The organism is Candidatus Electronema sp. JM (genome assembly GCF_048287415.1).
Classification (GTDB): Bacteria; Desulfobacterota; Desulfobulbia; order Desulfobulbales; family Desulfobulbaceae; genus Electronema.
On record NZ_JBLWEN010000047.1, the window covers coordinates 60,523 to 75,959 of the forward strand.

Below are 15,437 nucleotides of genomic sequence, written 5' to 3' on the forward strand. Positions count from 1 at the left end.
TCCATGCCCCCCATCACCAACCTCCGTCACTACCTTGACCTCCTCCGTCGGGAAAACGAACTTCTCGTCATTGACGCTGAAGTTGATCCCTGCCTTGAAATCGCGGAAATCCATCGCCGGGTGATCGCTGCGGGCGGCCCGGCCTTGCTCTTCACCAAGGTCAAAGGCTCGACCTTCCCGGTGGTCACGAACCTTTTCGGCACCAACCGCAGGCTGGAGCTGGCCTTTGGCCGCAGGCCGCTGGATTTCGTCCGCAACTTGGTGCGCTTGGCGGAAGAGATCATGCCGCCGACGCTGGGCAAGCTCTGGCAGTCGCGCTCCGTCGGCCTGCAAGCCCTCAAGGTCGGCTTGAAGAACGTCAGCCGCAGCCACGCGCCAGTGATGGAGCGGCTGCAAAAGCCCGCCCGCCTCAGCAGCCTGCCCATGCTCACCTCGTGGCACAGCGACGGCGGCGCGTTCGTCACTCTGCCGCTGGTGTACACCGAACACCCGGACGGGCGCGGCCACAATCTCGGCATGTACCGCATCCACCGCCACGACGACCGCAGCACCGGCGTGCATTGGCAGATTCACAAGGGCGGCGGCTATCATTATTATGAAGCCGAGCGGCGCGGCCAGAGCCTGCCTATGACCCTGTTCATCGGCGGGCCGCCTGCTTTGATGCTGGCCGCCATCGCGCCGCTGCCGGAAAACATCCCGGAGCTGATGCTGGCTTCGCTGCTTCAGGGCAGCAGATTGGCGATGAGTGCCGATCCGTTCGGCGGGCATCATCTCGTGGCGGAGGCGGAATTTGCGATCAAAGGCGTAGTGCCGCCCAAGCTGCGGCAGCCGGAAGGCCCTTTCGGCGACCACTACGGCTACAACTCGCTGGCGCACGATTATCCGGTCTTTCAGACCACGCACCTCTACCACCGCAAGGATGCGATTTACCCGGCCACGGTGGTTGGACATCCGCCGCAAGAAGATTATTTCATTGGCGATTTCTTGCAGGATTTGCTTTCGCCGATCTTCCCGCTCGCCCTGAACGGGGTGCAGCAGCTCAAGACTTTCGGCGAAACCGGCTTTCATTGCTTGGCAGCGGCAAAGGTTTATAACCGCTATCCCCGCGAGGCCTTTGCCGCCGGGCTGCGCATTCTCGGCGAGGGCCAGCTTTCCCTGACTAAATTCCTCATCGTCACCGACGGCAGCTTGGATGTAGCGGATTTCCCGAAACTCTGGCAGCATGTTTTAGAGCGTGTCCAGTGGGAGAGGGACTTATTCGTCTTTGCCAATGTCTCGCAGGACACGCTGGATTACACCGGCCCTTCGGTGAATAAAGGCTCAAAGGCCATGCTGCTGGGCTTAGGCGAACAGCAGCGTGAGCTGCCGCGAGAATTCAACGGGAATCTGCCGCCAGAATGCGGCCCGGCCAAGGCTTTCTTGCCCGGAACGCTGGTGGTGCAAGGCGAGAGCTACGCAAGCAATCCGAAATTAGGCGCAATGCTGGCGAACTGGCCGGGCTTGTCTGAATGGCCGGTGGTCTTGTTGGTTGATTCCACCGCCGCCGCGACCGAGAATGTGCAGGAATTCCTCTGGATATTCTTCACCCGCTTTGAACCAGCGGCAGACATCCACGCCCGCCAGCAGCAGGTGCGCCGCTTCCATGTCGGCCTGACTCCGCCCATCGTCTTTGACTGCCGGATGAAGCCTTGGTACACTGAAGTATTGGAGGTTGATCCGGCGACTAAGGCTCTTGTGGACAGCAAGTACGATAAAATTATTCCGGCGCGGTACAGAATATGACGGCAGTCGTGCTGCTTATCTGCCTTGCTGCGGGCATCATCGTGCTGATTGCATATCCGCAGCACATCTTCTGCGAAGTTTTTGAGCTGAACGACAGCGGTACGGCAGAAGGCGTGAAAATCAGCAAGCGCAAACGCCGGGTGCTGCTGCTCAAGGAACTGCCGCTCTTTCTGTTCTGCCGCCTGCCGGAGATACTGCGGCGGAAGATAAAGAAGCAATTTTCATCCGGCATGACCTGCTGTTATCAGGTGCCGCATTATTCAGATGTGGTCGGTGGAAAAATTCCAGCATGGTTTTATGTCGGCGGCACTGGCCAGCTCACGCTGTCTTTTCCGTGGAAAAGTCCACTGCACAGCGAGGACAACGAATGCGGCAGCGTCAGCAGCTTTATTTATTGCAATCATGTTTCCTGCCCTTCTTTGGAAATCGAAATTGAGGCGGAAGGACTGCGGATTGATGGCGAACGGCGGCAAATTTATGAACTCAGTGCGCTGCCTGTCGTCTATCGCTGGAATTTTTCTGCCGATAAAGCTGGAACATTCATCGTGAAAATCACCGCCAAACTGCACGATAGCCCGGATTCTGCGCCGATTTATGCCGTTGCCGCGCAGCCAGTGCGGGTGCTGCGTCTGCCATTGCTTGGCGGCAGCACAAAAAACGCGGCTTGACCCTGAACATCATCGGAGCGCGAGCGTTATGAATCCTGTCCTGCACATTCAAAATCTGCGCAAATCCTTCGCCGATTTCACGGCGGTGAACAATATCAGCCTTGAGGTGGAAGCCGGGGAGATTTTCGGCTTTCTCGGCCCGAACGGCGCAGGCAAGACCACCACTATCAAGATACTGGCCGGACTGCTTCAGCCGGACAGCGGCACGGTGCTGATCAACGGCAAGTCGCTGGCCGAGCAGCCGCTGGCCTGCAAGCAGGACACCGGCTATGTGCCGGACAGGCCGTGGCTGTTTGAGAAATTGACCGGCAGCGAATATCTGAAGTTCATCGCCAGCCTCTACCGCTTGCCGGAGGAGCGTTTCAAGGCCGGGTCAGCGCAATATCTCGATCTCTTCGACCTGAGCAAGTGGCAGGATCATCTGATCGAAAGCTACTCGCACGGGATGCGGCAGAAGCTGATCATGACCTCGGCCTTCATGCTCGACCAGCCGCTGCTGATCATTGACGAGCCGATGGTCGGGCTGGATCCCAAATCCGCCCGCATCGTCAAGGAGCTGTTCAAGCAGAAGGCGGCGGAGGGCACGGCGATTTTCCTTTCCACGCATTCGCTCGAAATCGCTGAGGAGCTGTGCCGCCGCATCGCCATCATCACCAACGGCACGCTGCGCGTCATCGGCACAATGGAGGAACTGCGCAGCCAGGCGGGCAGGGCGGATCAGGCACTTAATCTGGAGGAAATTTTCCTGGAGCTGACCGGAGCGTGGGAAATGCGGCAGGTGATTGAGGCTCTGAAAAGCAAATGAGCGGAATCAGCCGCAGAACTGCGCTCCGCTTAGGCGCATACGGTCTTGCTGCCGCGCTGGCAGGCAGCTACACAGTGCTGATTGAACGCAACATCGTTCTTGTCAACCGCTATCAGATTCCGCTCGCCAATCTGCCGCCCGCCTTTCACGGCTTCACCATTGCTCATTTGACTGATCTGCATTTCGGCAAGCTCGTTTCCGCCGCGTTCATCAGCAAGCTGGTGGAGCGCACCAACGCCCTGCGGCCTGACCTTATCGTCTGCACCGGCGATTATGTGCACACAAATAACACCACGGCGGAGATTGATCAAATCTGGCCGCTCTTGATGAAGCTGCACGCGCGGCAGGGCGTGTTCTCGGTCTTGGGCAATCATGATCATTCGGCGGATACAGCACGTTCGCTGTATTGGCTGGAACGGAGCGGGCAAAATCTCCGCCATCAATGCAAGGCACTTGAGCGGGGCAAGGAGCGGCTTGTTTTTGGCGGCGCGGGCGAACTCTGGGGAGATCAGCTAAATATAGATGCCGCCTTTGCCGCGTCTGCTCCTGGCGACTGCCGCATTCTGCTGGCGCACAACCCGGATTCGGTGGACAGTCCGTTCAACACGCCGATTTCGTTAGTTCTCAGCGGCCATACTCATGGCGGGCAGGTGGTGCTGCCATTCTACGGCCCGCTTGTGCTGCCGGTAGAAAACAAACGCTATTCCAGTGGGCTGATTGACACGCCGAAAACCAAGCTCTTCATCAGCCGGGGCATTGGCTGGGCGATTTATCCGGTGCGCTTCAACTGCTACCCAGAAATTGCTGTGCTGGAGTTGGTCAGGCCGCCAGCCTCTTGAAATTTACAAATCTCTTCGCCGTGACATCATCTTGACAAAGCACAGTCAGCCCCGTAGCATGGACATTGGAGAGGGGAAAAATACTATTTTTTGAACGGGAGGCCTCGCCATGTTCCACGACGAATTGTCTGGCCTGTTTCAGGACGCTGCAGCGCATGAGGTGAGCAGCCTCAATCTCAGCGATCATGGATTGGTCGCTCTGCCGCCGGAAATCGGCCAAGTTACCAGTCTGACGCAGCTTGACCTCAGTCTGAACCACCTCAGCTCGCTGCCGCCGGAACTGTTTCAGCTCACGAACCTGACACATCTTGATCTCAGCGACAACGAGCTGATCAATCTGCCGCCAGAAATCAGCCAGTTAGTCGAGCTGACCGAGCTGGACCTCAGCTTTAATTTGCTGACCGCCTTGCCGCCGGAATTGTTTCAGCTGCCGAAGCTCAACAGCTTAATTTTGAGCTGGAACCGTTTAACCGAGCTGCCGCCGGAAATTGCCCGTCTGACCAGCCAGCCGCAGATGCACCTTGGTTTCAACCGTCTGACTGAGCTGCCGCCGGAACTGTTTCACCTCACCCATCTGACGCATCTTGATCTCAGCGGCAACGCCTTGACTGAATTGCCGCCGGAAATTGGTCAATTAGTCAATTTAACGCAGCTTATTCTCAGCCGCAACAAGCTGGCCGCCCTGCCGCCGGAAATTGGACAGCTTACCCAGCTCACCAAGCTCAACCTGCGCCTCAATCAGCTTGTTTCCCTGCCGCCAGAACTGGCGAATCTGGCGAACTTGACCACGCTGCTGCTTGAAGACAATCCGCTTGAGCTGCCCATGTTGCGGGCAGCCAACCAAGGGGTGGAGGCAATGCGCGAGTATTTTACGGTGCCGAAGGTGTCTTCTAACTGACTGAAAGAGCAAAAAACTGAGATGGAAAAACCAGTTGCGAAAAAAAAACGTGGAATGAAAAATATGCTTGATTTTCTTCTGGCGAACGAATAGAATCTCTTCTTAAGAAAGATTCTCGCTTTCAAAAACGAAGAGTTGGCTGCATGTCGCAGCCGACCGCTTCATAAAAAATTTCCAATAGGGGACAATCCCCGCAAGGAGCCTTGATCATGAAGAAAGCACTGGTACTGTTTGCCGCCGCTCTGTTGACTGTTGCTGCCAGCAATTTTGTTTTTGCTGAGAAAGGCACCACCGCAACCACCGGCACACCGGCACCTACCGGCACCACCGCAACCACTGGCGCAACTGCAACCACCGGCAAATAAGTTTAGCAGTGCTGCACTGAATTTTTCAGTGTTTGCAACAAGAGCCGCAAGATTTTTAGAAATCTTGCGGCTCTTGTTTTTTTGTGTTACAGCAGTTCCGGCAGCAGACAGTGGCTGTAGATATGTTGCGGATCATTTTGCTGCACAAGGAGGCGGTATTGCCCAGCAAGGCGGCTGAGAATAGTTCCTGTGCGGGCGGCAAGACTGTCTGGTGTGCTATGCCACCAAACCATGCGCAAGCTGTGCAGCAAAATTTCTGCTGGACTTTGCTCGTCCTCCACATAACTGGCTTGATCCGCAGGCAGGCCGCTTAATTGCGCTGCCGCTGCAACAGCCTCTTCCAAGCCGCCGAGCTGATCCGCCAAGCCGAGTTCAAAGGCTGTTGCGCCATCCCAGACCCTGCCACCGGCAATTTTTTCCACATCTGCTGGGTTCATTTTTCGCCCTTCAGCCACGATTTGAATAAAACGGCGGTAGCCCAGCTCAATTTGCGCCTGCATGGCTTTGCGGAAATTTTCCGGCAAAGGACGGACAAGGCTTCCCGCTCCAGTGATGCCCGCTGTGCCGATGCCATCGCTGAAAATACCCGCTTTGGCTAAGGATTTTTCAATCGTGGGAATGGCGCCAAAAATGCCGATGGAGCCGGTGATGGTATACGGAGAGGCGCAGATACGGTCAGCGGCGGCGGCGATCCAATATGCGCCGGAGGCTGCGACGGATCCCATTGAAATAACCACAGATTTTCCAGATTTCCGAGTGAGGAGCAGTTCCTGCCGAATCAGTTCGGAAGCAAAAGCGCTGCCGCCGCCGCTGTCAATCCGCAGCACAACGGCCCGGACATGCTTGTCACGGCGCAGCTTGCGGAGCTGCCGCACCAGCCCGCCGGAGCCTATCTGGCCTTCGCTGCCTTCGCCATAAACAATGTCGCCTTGGGCGGTCAGGATGGCGATCCGGTCTTTCTCAGCCAGCTTTTTGCTGTAACTGCCGCCGACCGCGTCCAAATAATCGCTGAAATCAATCCGGCTGTAGCCGTCCTCCTCGTCAGCGCCTTTGCCAACCAAACGGCGCAGACGCTCGGTCAGCTCCTCGGAACTGATCACCCCGTCAATCAGTTTGCCGCGCCGGGCCATCAAGGCGGCATCACCGCCAGCCGCTTCCATGTTTTCCGCCAGCCGGTCTGCGGCATCACTCACGCTCTGCGGCGGAATCTTCCGCCAGGCGGCGATGTCACGGCAGTAGCCATCCCAAAGGCGGCCCAGCCAGTGCCGGGCGTTTTCCTTGGCTTCCGGCGACATGTCTTTGCGCAGGAACGGCTCGACCGCAGATTTGAACTCGCCCACCCGGAAAATATGAAAGGTTATTTCAAGCCGGTCGAGCAGTTCACGCAGATACAGGTTAAACAGGCCGAATCCTTCAATATCCACCGACCCCATCGGATGAAGGTAAATTTCATCGCTCCCTGCGGCAAGATAATATTGCCCTTGGCTGTAGGTGTCGGCGACTGCAAGCACCCGTTTGCCGGAAGCCCGGAACTGTGCGACAGCTTGGCCGATCTCCCGGAGCTGATTCAGTCCGGCCCGCTCCAGCCGGTCTGGGACGATCAGCAGCAGTTTGATCCGGCTGTCTTTGGCCGCTTTCCGCAGACCGCTGATGATGTCTTGCAGAAACAACTCCTTGCGCTGCGGACTGCGGTTCAGCAGCCCGGATAACTCGTCAGCAGGATTGAAGGGCGGACGTTTTTCGAGGATGCTGCCGCCCGGAGCCAGCACCAAGACACAGCGTTCCGGCACAGCAGCCGCAGACTTGGCCTGCCGGTGCAGCGAAACTGCGCCGGACAGCAGCGCGAACAGGGCGAGAAAAAAAAACAGCGTGAACAGGATGCTGGCAGCGGCGGTCAGTCTCCAGACCCAGCGGAAGAAGGTGGCGATCCGTTCCAAGGATTCAGTCCAAATATTTATGCACCGCCGCTTTCAACGCGCTGGTGTCCGCTGATTTGACGATGTATTCATCTGAGGCCCAAGCACCAAAATCCTGCTTGTACTCTGGATAGGCCGAGCTGAGAATCACCGGCAGGCCAGGATTGCGCTCCTTCATCTGCCGCAGGACCTCAATGCCGTTCATGCCCGGCATGTTGATGTCAAGGATGACCAAGTCCGGCGGCGCGGCCTCAAACTGACGCAGGGCCAGCTCGCCATTCAAGGCCGTCTCCACGGCGAAGCCTTCTTCCTCCAGCTCCTCTTGATACAGAAACTGAATGACCTCTTCGTCATCAACGATCAGAACTTTTTTCTTGCGTTCCACAACGGCCTCCTTTGTTCCACAGGTTAAAGCTGCACCTCGCGGAGATAGCGGCAGGCATCCTCCGGCGGCATGGGGTTGATGTAAAAGCCGGTGCCCCATTCAAAACCGGCGATGCTGGTCAGCTTGGGCACGATCTCGAAATGCCAGTGATAATGCTCCAGTGGTCTGGAGCGCAGCGGCTGAGTGTGCAGGACAAAGTTGTAGGGGATGCCGGGAATGCAGGCATCCAGCCGCCGCAGGGTCTCGGAGAAAATCTGAGCCAGATCGGCAAGCGAGGCCTCGTCCTGCTCAATATAAGAAGAATTGTGCTTCTTCGGCAGCACCCACATTTCAAAGGGCGTGCGCGGGGCGAAGGGAGTCAGGGTGACGAACCGGCTGTTCTCACAGACTAAGCGCACCTTCTGCTGCACCTCCTGGCGGATGATGTCGCAGAAGACGCAGCGGTCTTTGTAGCTGTAATACTGCCTGCTGCCCTCCAGCTCCGAGACCAGCATTCGCGGCATGACCGGCAGGGCGACGAGCTGGGAATGGGAATGCTCCAGCGAGGCTCCGGCGGCCTTGCCGTTGTTCTTGAAGACCATGACGTAGGAGAAACGCTCGTCCTTGGACAGATCAGCGATGCGCTCCTTGAAGGCCCGGAAAGTCAGCATCATCTGCTGCTGCGGCAGGTAGCTGAAGCGGGCGGCGTGATCCGGGCTTTCAATCACCACCTCGTGCGCGCCGATGCCGTTCATCCGGTCATACAGCCCCTCGCCCTGCTTGTCCAATTCGCCTTCAATCACCAAAGCCGGATATTTGTTCGGCACCACGCGCAGCTGCCAGCCGGGCGAGTTGGCCTGCTGGCCGTAGCCCCGGCCATAAACCAGCACTTCCGGCGGAGTGGTGCGCTCGTTGTCCGGGCAGAGCGGGCAGAAACCGCCCTTTGATTCGTGGCAGTCCACCGCGAAGTCGCTGGGCCGCTTGCTCCGCTCGCTGGCAATGATGATCCAGCGTCCGAGTATCGGGTCTTTCCGCAGTTCAGGCATGGCTCATCGTCCTAAATTTTTTTCCCGCTGCTCCTGCTTGATCTTGCAGTCAATGCAGTGCGTGGCCACGGGTCTGGCCTCCAGCCGTTTGAGGCCGATTTCTTCTTCGCAGTCCTCGCAGATGCCGTAGCTGCCGTCGTCAAGCCGGGCGATAGCCTCGTTGATTTTCTCCAGCAGATGCTGCTCGCGGCTGCGCAGGCGCAGCTCGAAGCTGCGGTCCGACTCCAGCGTGGCGCGGTCGGTGATGTCCGGGGTGTTGAACTGATGATCGGTCATCTCCGAAATAGTCTGCTCCACGTCAGAGACGATTTCCTGCCGCATATTTTCCAACATCGCTCTGAATTTTCCTAATTGCTCGCTGTTCATGCCTTTTCCTCTATCTGGCTCATCCTGCGGCCCGACGGAACTCGCCGCTTCTGCCGCCGCTTTTTTTCATCAGGCGGACTTGGGAAATCTCCATTCCCTTGTCCACGGCCTTGCACATGTCATAAATAGTCAGGGCGGCAACGGAAACAGCGGTCAATGCCTCCATCTCCACCCCGGTTCTGCCGGTGATGCGGACGCTGGCCTCAATGATGATGGAATACCGCGCATCATCAAAGGCAAAGGCGACTTCCGCCCCGCTGATCGCCAGCGGATGACAGAGCGGAATCAGGGCTGAAGTCTGCTTGGCGGCCATGATGCCCGCCAGCCGGGCCACGCCCAGCACGTCGCCTTTTTTCACCGTCCCGGCCTTGACCATAGCGTAGGCTTCCGGGCAAAGGGCAATCCGGCCCTCGGCCACAGCCACGCGCTCCGTCTCGGCCTTGCCGCCGACATCCACCATCCGCGCCTGGCCTGCGGCATCAAAATGCGTCAGCTCCGCGCTCACCCGTTCTCCTTTTCTTTGCCCATGAAGGAGCCGAACATCTTGGCGAAAAATCCTTCCTCCTCGCCGTTCTTGCAATGCCCGTCAAACTCCTCCAGCAGCTCCCGCTGCCTGCTGCTCAGATTGGTCGGGGTCTGCACCTGCACCTCGACGATCATGTCTCCGGCAGAACGCCCGCGCAGGCCGACGATGCCTTCGCCGCGCAGAGTGAACCGCTCGCCGGACTGAGTGCCGGGCTTGATCTTCAGCTTGGCCGTGCCGTTGACTGTGGGCACATCCAGCTCGCAGCCCAAAGCGGCTTTGACCATCGAGACCGGATAGCGGAGATAAACGGTCTGATCGTCCCGGACAAAATACTCATGCTCTTTGACATGAATGATCACGTAGAGGTCGCCTGCCGAGCCGCCCCGACGGCCTCCTTCGCCCTTGCCGTTCAGCCGCATCCGCGAGCCAGTGTCCACGCCCGCAGGAATTTTGAGCAAAATTTTTTCTTTCTTCCGCACCAGCCCTTCGCCGTGACAGTCGCCGCAGGGGTCGGCGATGGTCTGGCCTGCGCCCCGGCAATGCGGACAGGTCGAGCTGACCTGAAAAAAGCCCTGCGAGCGGGTCACTTGCCCCCGGCCCTTGCAGGTTGCGCATGGCTGCGGCCTGCTGCCGGGCCGTGCGCCGCTGCCCTCGCAGGTCCAGCAGGTTTCCGGCTTTTCAATCTCGACCTCCTTCTCCACGCCGTGCGCCGCGTCCATGAAGGAGATTTCCAAATCATAGCGGAGGTCGCTGCCGTGCGCGGGCGCATTGGGATCGCGCTGCTGCGCCCGCCCGCCGAAGCCGCCGAACATGCCGCCGAAGAGGTCGTTGATATGAGAGAAAATATCCCCCATGTCGCCGGGGCCGGAATAGCCGCTGCTCTTCAGGCCGTCGTGGCCGTAGGCATCATAGACCTGCCGCTTCTTCGCGTCGCTGAGGACTTCGTAGGCCTCGGCGGCCTCTTTGAAGCGGGACTCGGCCTCTTTGTCGCCCGGATTGCGGTCCGGGTGATACTGCATGGCCAGCTTCCGGTACGCCTTCTTTATGACATCCCCGTCCGCGCCGCGCGGCACGCCAAGGATTTCATAATAATCTCTGCTCATAACCGCCTATGCCTGCTCGTCGTCATCTGCCATGTCCGCCGCCACATCTTCCCGCGCCCGGCGCTGGGCAGGCAGCTCGCGGATGTTGCCAAAGGTGACTTTGCCTGACGCGATTTCGCGCAGGGTCATGACCACTTCCTTGTTTTTGCCGCCGACCAGAAACGGCTCGCCGTTGCGGTGCTGGCGGATGCGCTCCACCGCCAGATGCACCAAGGCGAAACGGTTGTCGTCGCCGACTTGATCAAGGCAGTCTTCCACTGTGATACGGGCCATATACGCTCTCCTCAAACAGGGTGCCGAGCAGGAACCCTGAAGTATAATATCTGGTTTTCCAGTGAATGTGAAATTGAAAACAAACTATTTCGCGAAGGGGTTGCGCAGAAGCAGGGTCTCCGCGCGGTCAGGGCCGACCGAGACGATCATCGGCGGCACCCCGGCAAGGTCTTCAATCCGGCGGATGTAGTCCTTGGCCTGCTGCGGCAGCTCGCTGAAATCACGCACTTTGCTCAGTTCCTTGCTCCAACCGGGCATCTCCTCGTACACCGGCTGCGCCAGCGCGGCCTGCCGGATGTTGCTCGGCATCTGGTCAAAACGCCGACCCTCGACCGTGTAGCTCAGGCCGATTTTCAGCGTGGGCTGGCCGGACAGCACGTCTAATTTGGTGATCGCCAAGCCGGTGAGGCCGTTCAGGCGCACTGCGTCATTGGCCACCACCATGTCCAGCCAGCCGCAGCGGCGGCGGCGGCCTGTGGTCGCGCCGAATTCTCCGCCCTTGCGTTGCAGCTCGTCGCCAATCGCGTCGCCTTCTGGCAGCTCAGACGGAAACGGGCCGGAGCCGACCCGCGTGGTGTAGGCCTTGAGAATGCCGATGACCTCGTCAATATGGGCCGGGCCAAAGCCGGAACCGATGCAGGCGTTGCCCGCCACCGTGTTGGACGAGGTGACAAAGGGATATGTGCCGTGGTCTATATCCAACTGCGTGCCCTGCGCGCCCTCGAAGAGGATGTTTTTGCCAGCTTTCCGCGCCTGATCCAGCTCGACCGAGACATTGCCGATGAAGGGCATCAGCCGCTCGGCGTGGGCTTCAAACTGCGCCTTGATCTCGTCAAAACAGGCGGGCGCAGCGTTGTACTGCTTGGTCAGGAAGAAATTTTTCTCCTCGACGTTAGCTTGGAGCTTGTCCAAAAACTGGCTGAAATCAAGAAGATCGCCCGCTTTGATGCCGACCCGGCCTACTTTGTCCATGTAGCAGGGGCCGATGCCGCGTCCGGTGGTGCCGATTTTTTTGCCGCTGGACAGAGCCGCTTCCCGCGCCTGATCGAGCATCCGGTGATACGGCATGATCAGATGGGCGTTCTCGCTGATCAGCAGGCGGGCGGGCGTGACCGGCAGGCCGTGACCGCGCAGCTCCTCCATTTCCTCCAAGAGCACGCCCGGATCAATAATCACCCCGTTGCCGATCATGCAGCGTTTGTCCTCATAGAGAATGCCGGAGGGGATGATATGAAAGACATATTTTTTCCCGGCCACCACGAGGGTGTGCCCGGCGTTGTTGCCGCCCTGAAAGCGGACGATGCAGTCTGCATGGCCTGTCAGCAGATCAACAATCTTGCCTTTGCCCTCATCCCCCCACTGGGTTCCAATCACCACGACACTGGCCACTGTCAGCTCCTCATCATAGAAGACGGTACAAGAAAAGGTCTGTATTTTTGCGGTCAACGCATACAGACGGCGAACGGAAGGTCAATATAGCCGAGCAAAAGGAAAAAGTCAAACCAGCCGCGTGATTTTTCGAGCAGGTTAAACGATATCCCTGACAGCGGAGAAGGGCACCAATATTTTTTCGCTGGAAAGCGATTGACAAAGGCCGCCCATTTCTGAACGCCGTGAAAACAGACGTTTTCTTTAATTTGAGCAAAAATACAACTGGTAGCATATTTTCCACTTGAGTCCGCACAATATGTTGTGTTATAAGATAACGCGACCGCCTGAGGGACAGGCCCGACTCATTGCTCAAAAAGGAAGGAAGAGATGGGAAAAGAGATGACCAGAACCGTTGCCAGACAGGTTCTGACCGAGACCGCCGAGACCGTGTTGACCCGCCGTTACTACCTCAAAGATGGGCAGGGTAATGTGCTGGAGAACTGGGAATCGCTCTGCCGCCGGGTGGCGGACGCAGTGGCCGCGCCGGACCGGGAGCGCGAGGATTTCGAGCTGCTGCGCGAGCAGTTCTTCAGTCTGATCTATCATCTCGATTTTCTGCCCAACTCGCCCTGCCTGATGAATGCGGGCACCGACCTTGGCCAGCTTTCCGCCTGCTTTGTCCTGCCCGTTGACGACTCGATGGACGGCATTTTCACTTCCATCCGCAACGGCGCATTGGTGCATAAGACCGGCGGCGGCACCGGCTATTCCTTCTCCCGGCTGCGGCCAAAAAATTCAGCGGTGCGCTCGACGCAGGGCGTGGCCTCCGGGCCGCTCAGTTTCGCCGCCGTGTTCGACGTGGCCACCGAGACCATCAAGCAGGGCGGCAAGCGGCGCGGCGCCAACATGGGCATCCTACGCGTGGATCATCCTGACATCATGGACTTTATCAGTGCCAAGCAGGATCAGAGCAAATTCACCAACTTCAATTTTTCGGTGGCCATCACCGACAAGTTCATGGAGGCGGCAAAAAATAATCAGGAATACGACCTGATTGACCCTTCCAACCGCAAGGTGGTCTGCCGGATGAACGCGGCCAAAGTTTTTGATAAAATTGTTGATCTGGCGTGGCACAACGGCGAGCCGGGCGTTCTCTTCATTGACGCGGCCAACCGCGCCAACGCCACCCCGCAGCTTGGTGAATTTGAGGCGACAAATCCTTGTGGCGAGCAGTGGCTTCTGCCATACGAATCGTGCAATTTAGGTTCAATAAATCTCAACAGTTACGTCAAGGACGGCGCGGTGGATTATCCCCGCTTGGCGCAGACGGTGCGGACAGCGGTGCGCTTCTTGGACAACGTGATTGACTGCAACCGCTTTCCCATCCCGGAAATCGCGGAGATGACCAAGAAAACGCGCAAAATCGGCCTTGGCATCATGGGCCTGCACGACATGCTCATCCAACTGGAGCTGCCCTACGGCGACGAGACAGGCCGGGCGGAATCAGCCAAGGTCATGCAGTTCATCCGCGACGAGGCTGAGGCCGCCTCCATCGCTTTGGCGGAGCTGAAAAGCCCGTTCCCGGCTTGGGATCCGCAGCACAACCACTATCCGGCCCGGCGCAATGCCGCTCTGACCTCCATTCAGCCTACCGGCACGGTTTCGATGATCGCTGACTGCTCTTCCGGCTGTGAGCCGTATTTTGCGGTGGTGACAGAAAAAAATGTCATGGACGGAGACCGCTTTCTGATGGTCAACAAACATTTCGAGGCCGCCGCCAAGCGCGAGGGCTTTTTCTCTGAAGAGCTGATGCGGAAGGTGGCCAAGAGCGGCACAGTGCTCGGCCATGCGGAAATCCCGGAAAAATGGCAGCGCATTTTCCAAGCCGCGCAGGACATCGCCCCGGAGGATCATATCAGGATGCAGGGCGCGTTGCAGGCCAGCGGCGTGGACTCCTCAATCAGCAAGACCATCAATCTGCCTGCAACAGCGAGCAAAGAGGATGTGCGCCTTTCTTATCTGCTCGGCTTTGAGCTGGGCTGCAAGGGACTGACCGTCTATCGCGACGGCTCGCGGGACGGCCAGGTTCTCAGCACCGCCGCTTCGGCGGCCAAGCAGCAGACCGCTGTGGTGTCAACTCAAGGCGAGATGCAGAAAAAAGAGCTGCCCGATGTGCTTGATGCCAAGCGCTACCGGCTCAAAGACGCGGACGGCAATGCAGTGTACATCATCGTCTGCTTTGACGAGGCGGAAAGCCCGATGGAGGTCTTCGCCAAGTTTCCATTCGACAATCGGCTGGATCTGAAGGATAAATCCACCATGTGGACCACCACCTGCCGACTGGTCTCGCTCGCCCTGCGCTATCAGATTCCGATGGAGGAGATCATCCGCCAGCTTGATCGCTCCAGCGGCCACATGTTCGATCTGCCCGCCCAGCTCGGCAGGCTGCTCAAATCCTTCATGGCTGGGACGCAGAAGGGCTTCACCTCGTCCTGCCCGGAATGCCCCGGCACTTTGGTCTTTGCCGAAGGCTGCGAAGTCTGCCGCGACTGCGGCTATTCGCGCTGCTCGTAATCATGAAGAACAGGCTGTGCGCTCGACTGGCTTTGGCTGCGGCGTTTTTTGCCGCAGCAGTGCCAGCCTTGTCCGAACCTCAGCTCGTGATTGAGGACGGCTTGCTGACCATGCAGGCTCGGAATCGGCCTTTACGCGAGATTCTGCAAGAAATTGCCGCGCAGGCCAAGGTGGAAATCACCGTGCGGGGTGCCGTTGAGCAGCCGGTTTCTGCTGATCTCCGCCGCATTCCGCTGGAGGAGGGACTGCGGCGGATCACCCAGAATTTCAACAGCCTTTTTGTCTATACAGCGCAGCATGGCAGCGGCAGACCGCCCCTGAACAAGGTGCTGCTGTATGCCAAAGAGGGAGAGGGCGGGCGCAACAGCGCGTCATCGCCGTCGGCTGTATTTCGTCCCGGCGCAGATGCCGTTCCGCCGCTCCAGCCGGAACCGGCTCTGCCTGGCAGCGAAGAAAAGCCTGTTACCCGCTGAGGCCGTCTGCCGCATTTTTCCTTTGACAGCCGCGCCGTGTTGCAGGATTATGAGTGCATCGCTTTGCT

16 protein-coding genes are annotated in these 15,437 nt (G+C 58.3%); 8 read left to right on the forward strand and 8 right to left on the reverse strand.

What is annotated here, in order from left to right; translation table 11 throughout:
* The first annotated feature begins 3 nt into the window (after positions 1 to 3).
* From ACNKH6_RS09805 to ACNKH6_RS09830, 6 genes are all read left to right on the forward strand, one after another.
* Positions 4 to 1,782, forward strand: a complete 1,779-nt coding sequence (locus tag ACNKH6_RS09805; protein ID WP_417915378.1) for a UbiD family decarboxylase — start codon at positions 4 to 6, stop codon at positions 1,780 to 1,782.
* A complete protein-coding gene (locus tag ACNKH6_RS09810) occupies positions 1,779 to 2,450 on the forward strand; it encodes a hypothetical protein (RefSeq protein ID WP_417915379.1) in 672 nt (223 codons plus the stop codon). Before ACNKH6_RS09805 ends, ACNKH6_RS09810 begins: the two co-directional genes overlap by 4 nt.
* Before the next feature lie 28 nt (positions 2,451 to 2,478).
* A complete protein-coding gene (locus tag ACNKH6_RS09815) occupies positions 2,479 to 3,255 on the forward strand; it encodes an ABC transporter ATP-binding protein (protein ID WP_417915380.1) in 777 nt (258 codons plus the stop codon).
* On the forward strand, positions 3,252 to 4,094 hold the full coding sequence (locus ACNKH6_RS09820) for a metallophosphoesterase (protein WP_417915381.1): 843 nt from the start codon (positions 3,252 to 3,254) through the stop codon (positions 4,092 to 4,094). Before ACNKH6_RS09815 ends, ACNKH6_RS09820 begins: the two co-directional genes overlap by 4 nt.
* 109 nt (positions 4,095 to 4,203) lie before the next feature.
* Positions 4,204 to 4,992: a leucine-rich repeat domain-containing protein gene (locus tag ACNKH6_RS09825; RefSeq protein WP_417915382.1), complete on the forward strand. Its 789-nt coding sequence runs from the start codon at positions 4,204 to 4,206 to the stop codon at positions 4,990 to 4,992.
* A 209-nt stretch (positions 4,993 to 5,201) separates the two neighbouring features.
* Entirely contained in the window at positions 5,202 to 5,357 is a 156-nt protein-coding gene (locus ACNKH6_RS09830; protein ID WP_417915383.1) for a hypothetical protein, read from the forward strand.
* A gap of 86 nt (positions 5,358 to 5,443) precedes the next feature.
* Here the strand turns inward: ACNKH6_RS09830 and sppA are convergent, their stop codons facing one another.
* The 8 genes from sppA to ACNKH6_RS09870 form a co-directional block, all read right to left on the reverse strand.
* Positions 5,444 to 7,294 carry a signal peptide peptidase SppA gene (gene sppA / locus ACNKH6_RS09835; protein ID WP_417915384.1) on the reverse strand — a complete coding sequence of 617 codons (1,851 nt, stop codon included), beginning with the start codon at positions 7,292 to 7,294 and terminating at the stop codon, positions 5,444 to 5,446.
* 4 nt (positions 7,295 to 7,298) lie between these two features.
* A complete protein-coding gene (locus ACNKH6_RS09840; RefSeq protein ID WP_417915385.1) occupies positions 7,299 to 7,658 on the reverse strand; it encodes a response regulator in 360 nt (119 codons plus the stop codon).
* 23 nt (positions 7,659 to 7,681) lie between these two features.
* Positions 7,682 to 8,683, reverse strand: a complete 1,002-nt coding sequence (gene galT / locus ACNKH6_RS09845; protein WP_417915386.1) for a galactose-1-phosphate uridylyltransferase — start codon at positions 8,681 to 8,683, stop codon at positions 7,682 to 7,684.
* A gap of 3 nt (positions 8,684 to 8,686) precedes the next feature.
* Entirely contained in the window at positions 8,687 to 9,049 is a 363-nt protein-coding gene (gene dksA, locus ACNKH6_RS09850) for an RNA polymerase-binding protein DksA (protein WP_417915387.1), read from the reverse strand.
* A 19-nt stretch (positions 9,050 to 9,068) separates the two neighbouring features.
* Positions 9,069 to 9,554: a cyclic pyranopterin monophosphate synthase MoaC gene (gene moaC, locus ACNKH6_RS09855; RefSeq protein ID WP_417915388.1), complete on the reverse strand. Its 486-nt coding sequence runs from the start codon at positions 9,552 to 9,554 to the stop codon at positions 9,069 to 9,071.
* Positions 9,551 to 10,678: a molecular chaperone DnaJ gene (dnaJ, locus tag ACNKH6_RS09860; RefSeq protein WP_417915389.1), complete on the reverse strand. Its 1,128-nt coding sequence runs from the start codon at positions 10,676 to 10,678 to the stop codon at positions 9,551 to 9,553. Before dnaJ ends, moaC begins: the two co-directional genes overlap by 4 nt.
* Before the next feature lie 6 nt (positions 10,679 to 10,684).
* Positions 10,685 to 10,951, reverse strand: coding sequence for a DNA-directed RNA polymerase subunit omega (gene rpoZ / locus ACNKH6_RS09865; protein ID WP_417915390.1), 267 nt, complete (start codon positions 10,949 to 10,951; stop codon positions 10,685 to 10,687).
* 84 nt (positions 10,952 to 11,035) lie between these two features.
* The gene (locus ACNKH6_RS09870; RefSeq protein WP_417915391.1) at positions 11,036 to 12,340 is read right to left on the reverse strand and encodes an adenylosuccinate synthase; all 1,305 of its coding nucleotides are present in this window, start codon (positions 12,338 to 12,340) and stop codon (positions 11,036 to 11,038) included.
* A 381-nt stretch (positions 12,341 to 12,721) separates the two neighbouring features.
* Here ACNKH6_RS09870 and ACNKH6_RS09875 point away from each other — a divergent pair, with 381 nt between their 5' ends.
* Positions 12,722 to 14,896: an adenosylcobalamin-dependent ribonucleoside-diphosphate reductase gene (locus tag ACNKH6_RS09875; protein ID WP_417915392.1), complete on the forward strand. Its 2,175-nt coding sequence runs from the start codon at positions 12,722 to 12,724 to the stop codon at positions 14,894 to 14,896.
* A 2-nt stretch (positions 14,897 to 14,898) separates the two neighbouring features.
* Complete coding sequence (locus ACNKH6_RS09880; RefSeq protein ID WP_417915393.1) at positions 14,899 to 15,369, forward strand: hypothetical protein; 471 nt, start codon at positions 14,899 to 14,901, stop codon at positions 15,367 to 15,369.
* The last annotated feature ends 68 nt before the right edge of the window (positions 15,370 to 15,437 follow it).

What these genes read in the sequence shown, in the direction of transcription:
- galT (WP_417915386.1), bottom strand. Translation starts at nt 8,683, where the DNA reads ATGCCTGAACTGCGGAAAGACCCGATACTCGGACGCTGGATCATCATT.
- ACNKH6_RS09825 (WP_417915382.1), top strand. Translation starts at nt 4,204, where the DNA reads ATGTTCCACGACGAATTGTCTGGCCTGTTTCAGGACGCTGCAGCGCAT.
- rpoZ (WP_417915390.1), bottom strand. Translation starts at nt 10,951, where the DNA reads ATGGCCCGTATCACAGTGGAAGACTGCCTTGATCAAGTCGGCGACGAC.
- ACNKH6_RS09815 (WP_417915380.1), top strand. Translation starts at nt 2,479, where the DNA reads ATGAATCCTGTCCTGCACATTCAAAATCTGCGCAAATCCTTCGCCGAT.
- dksA (WP_417915387.1), bottom strand. Translation starts at nt 9,049, where the DNA reads ATGAACAGCGAGCAATTAGGAAAATTCAGAGCGATGTTGGAAAATATG.
- ACNKH6_RS09830 (WP_417915383.1), top strand. Translation starts at nt 5,202, where the DNA reads ATGAAGAAAGCACTGGTACTGTTTGCCGCCGCTCTGTTGACTGTTGCT.
- ACNKH6_RS09810 (WP_417915379.1), top strand. Translation starts at nt 1,779, where the DNA reads ATGACGGCAGTCGTGCTGCTTATCTGCCTTGCTGCGGGCATCATCGTG.
- ACNKH6_RS09805 (WP_417915378.1), top strand. Translation starts at nt 4, where the DNA reads ATGCCCCCCATCACCAACCTCCGTCACTACCTTGACCTCCTCCGTCGG.
- ACNKH6_RS09820 (WP_417915381.1), top strand. Translation starts at nt 3,252, where the DNA reads ATGAGCGGAATCAGCCGCAGAACTGCGCTCCGCTTAGGCGCATACGGT.
- ACNKH6_RS09875 (WP_417915392.1), top strand. Translation starts at nt 12,722, where the DNA reads ATGACCAGAACCGTTGCCAGACAGGTTCTGACCGAGACCGCCGAGACC.
- dnaJ (WP_417915389.1), bottom strand. Translation starts at nt 10,678, where the DNA reads ATGAGCAGAGATTATTATGAAATCCTTGGCGTGCCGCGCGGCGCGGAC.
- ACNKH6_RS09880 (WP_417915393.1), top strand. Translation starts at nt 14,899, where the DNA reads ATGAAGAACAGGCTGTGCGCTCGACTGGCTTTGGCTGCGGCGTTTTTT.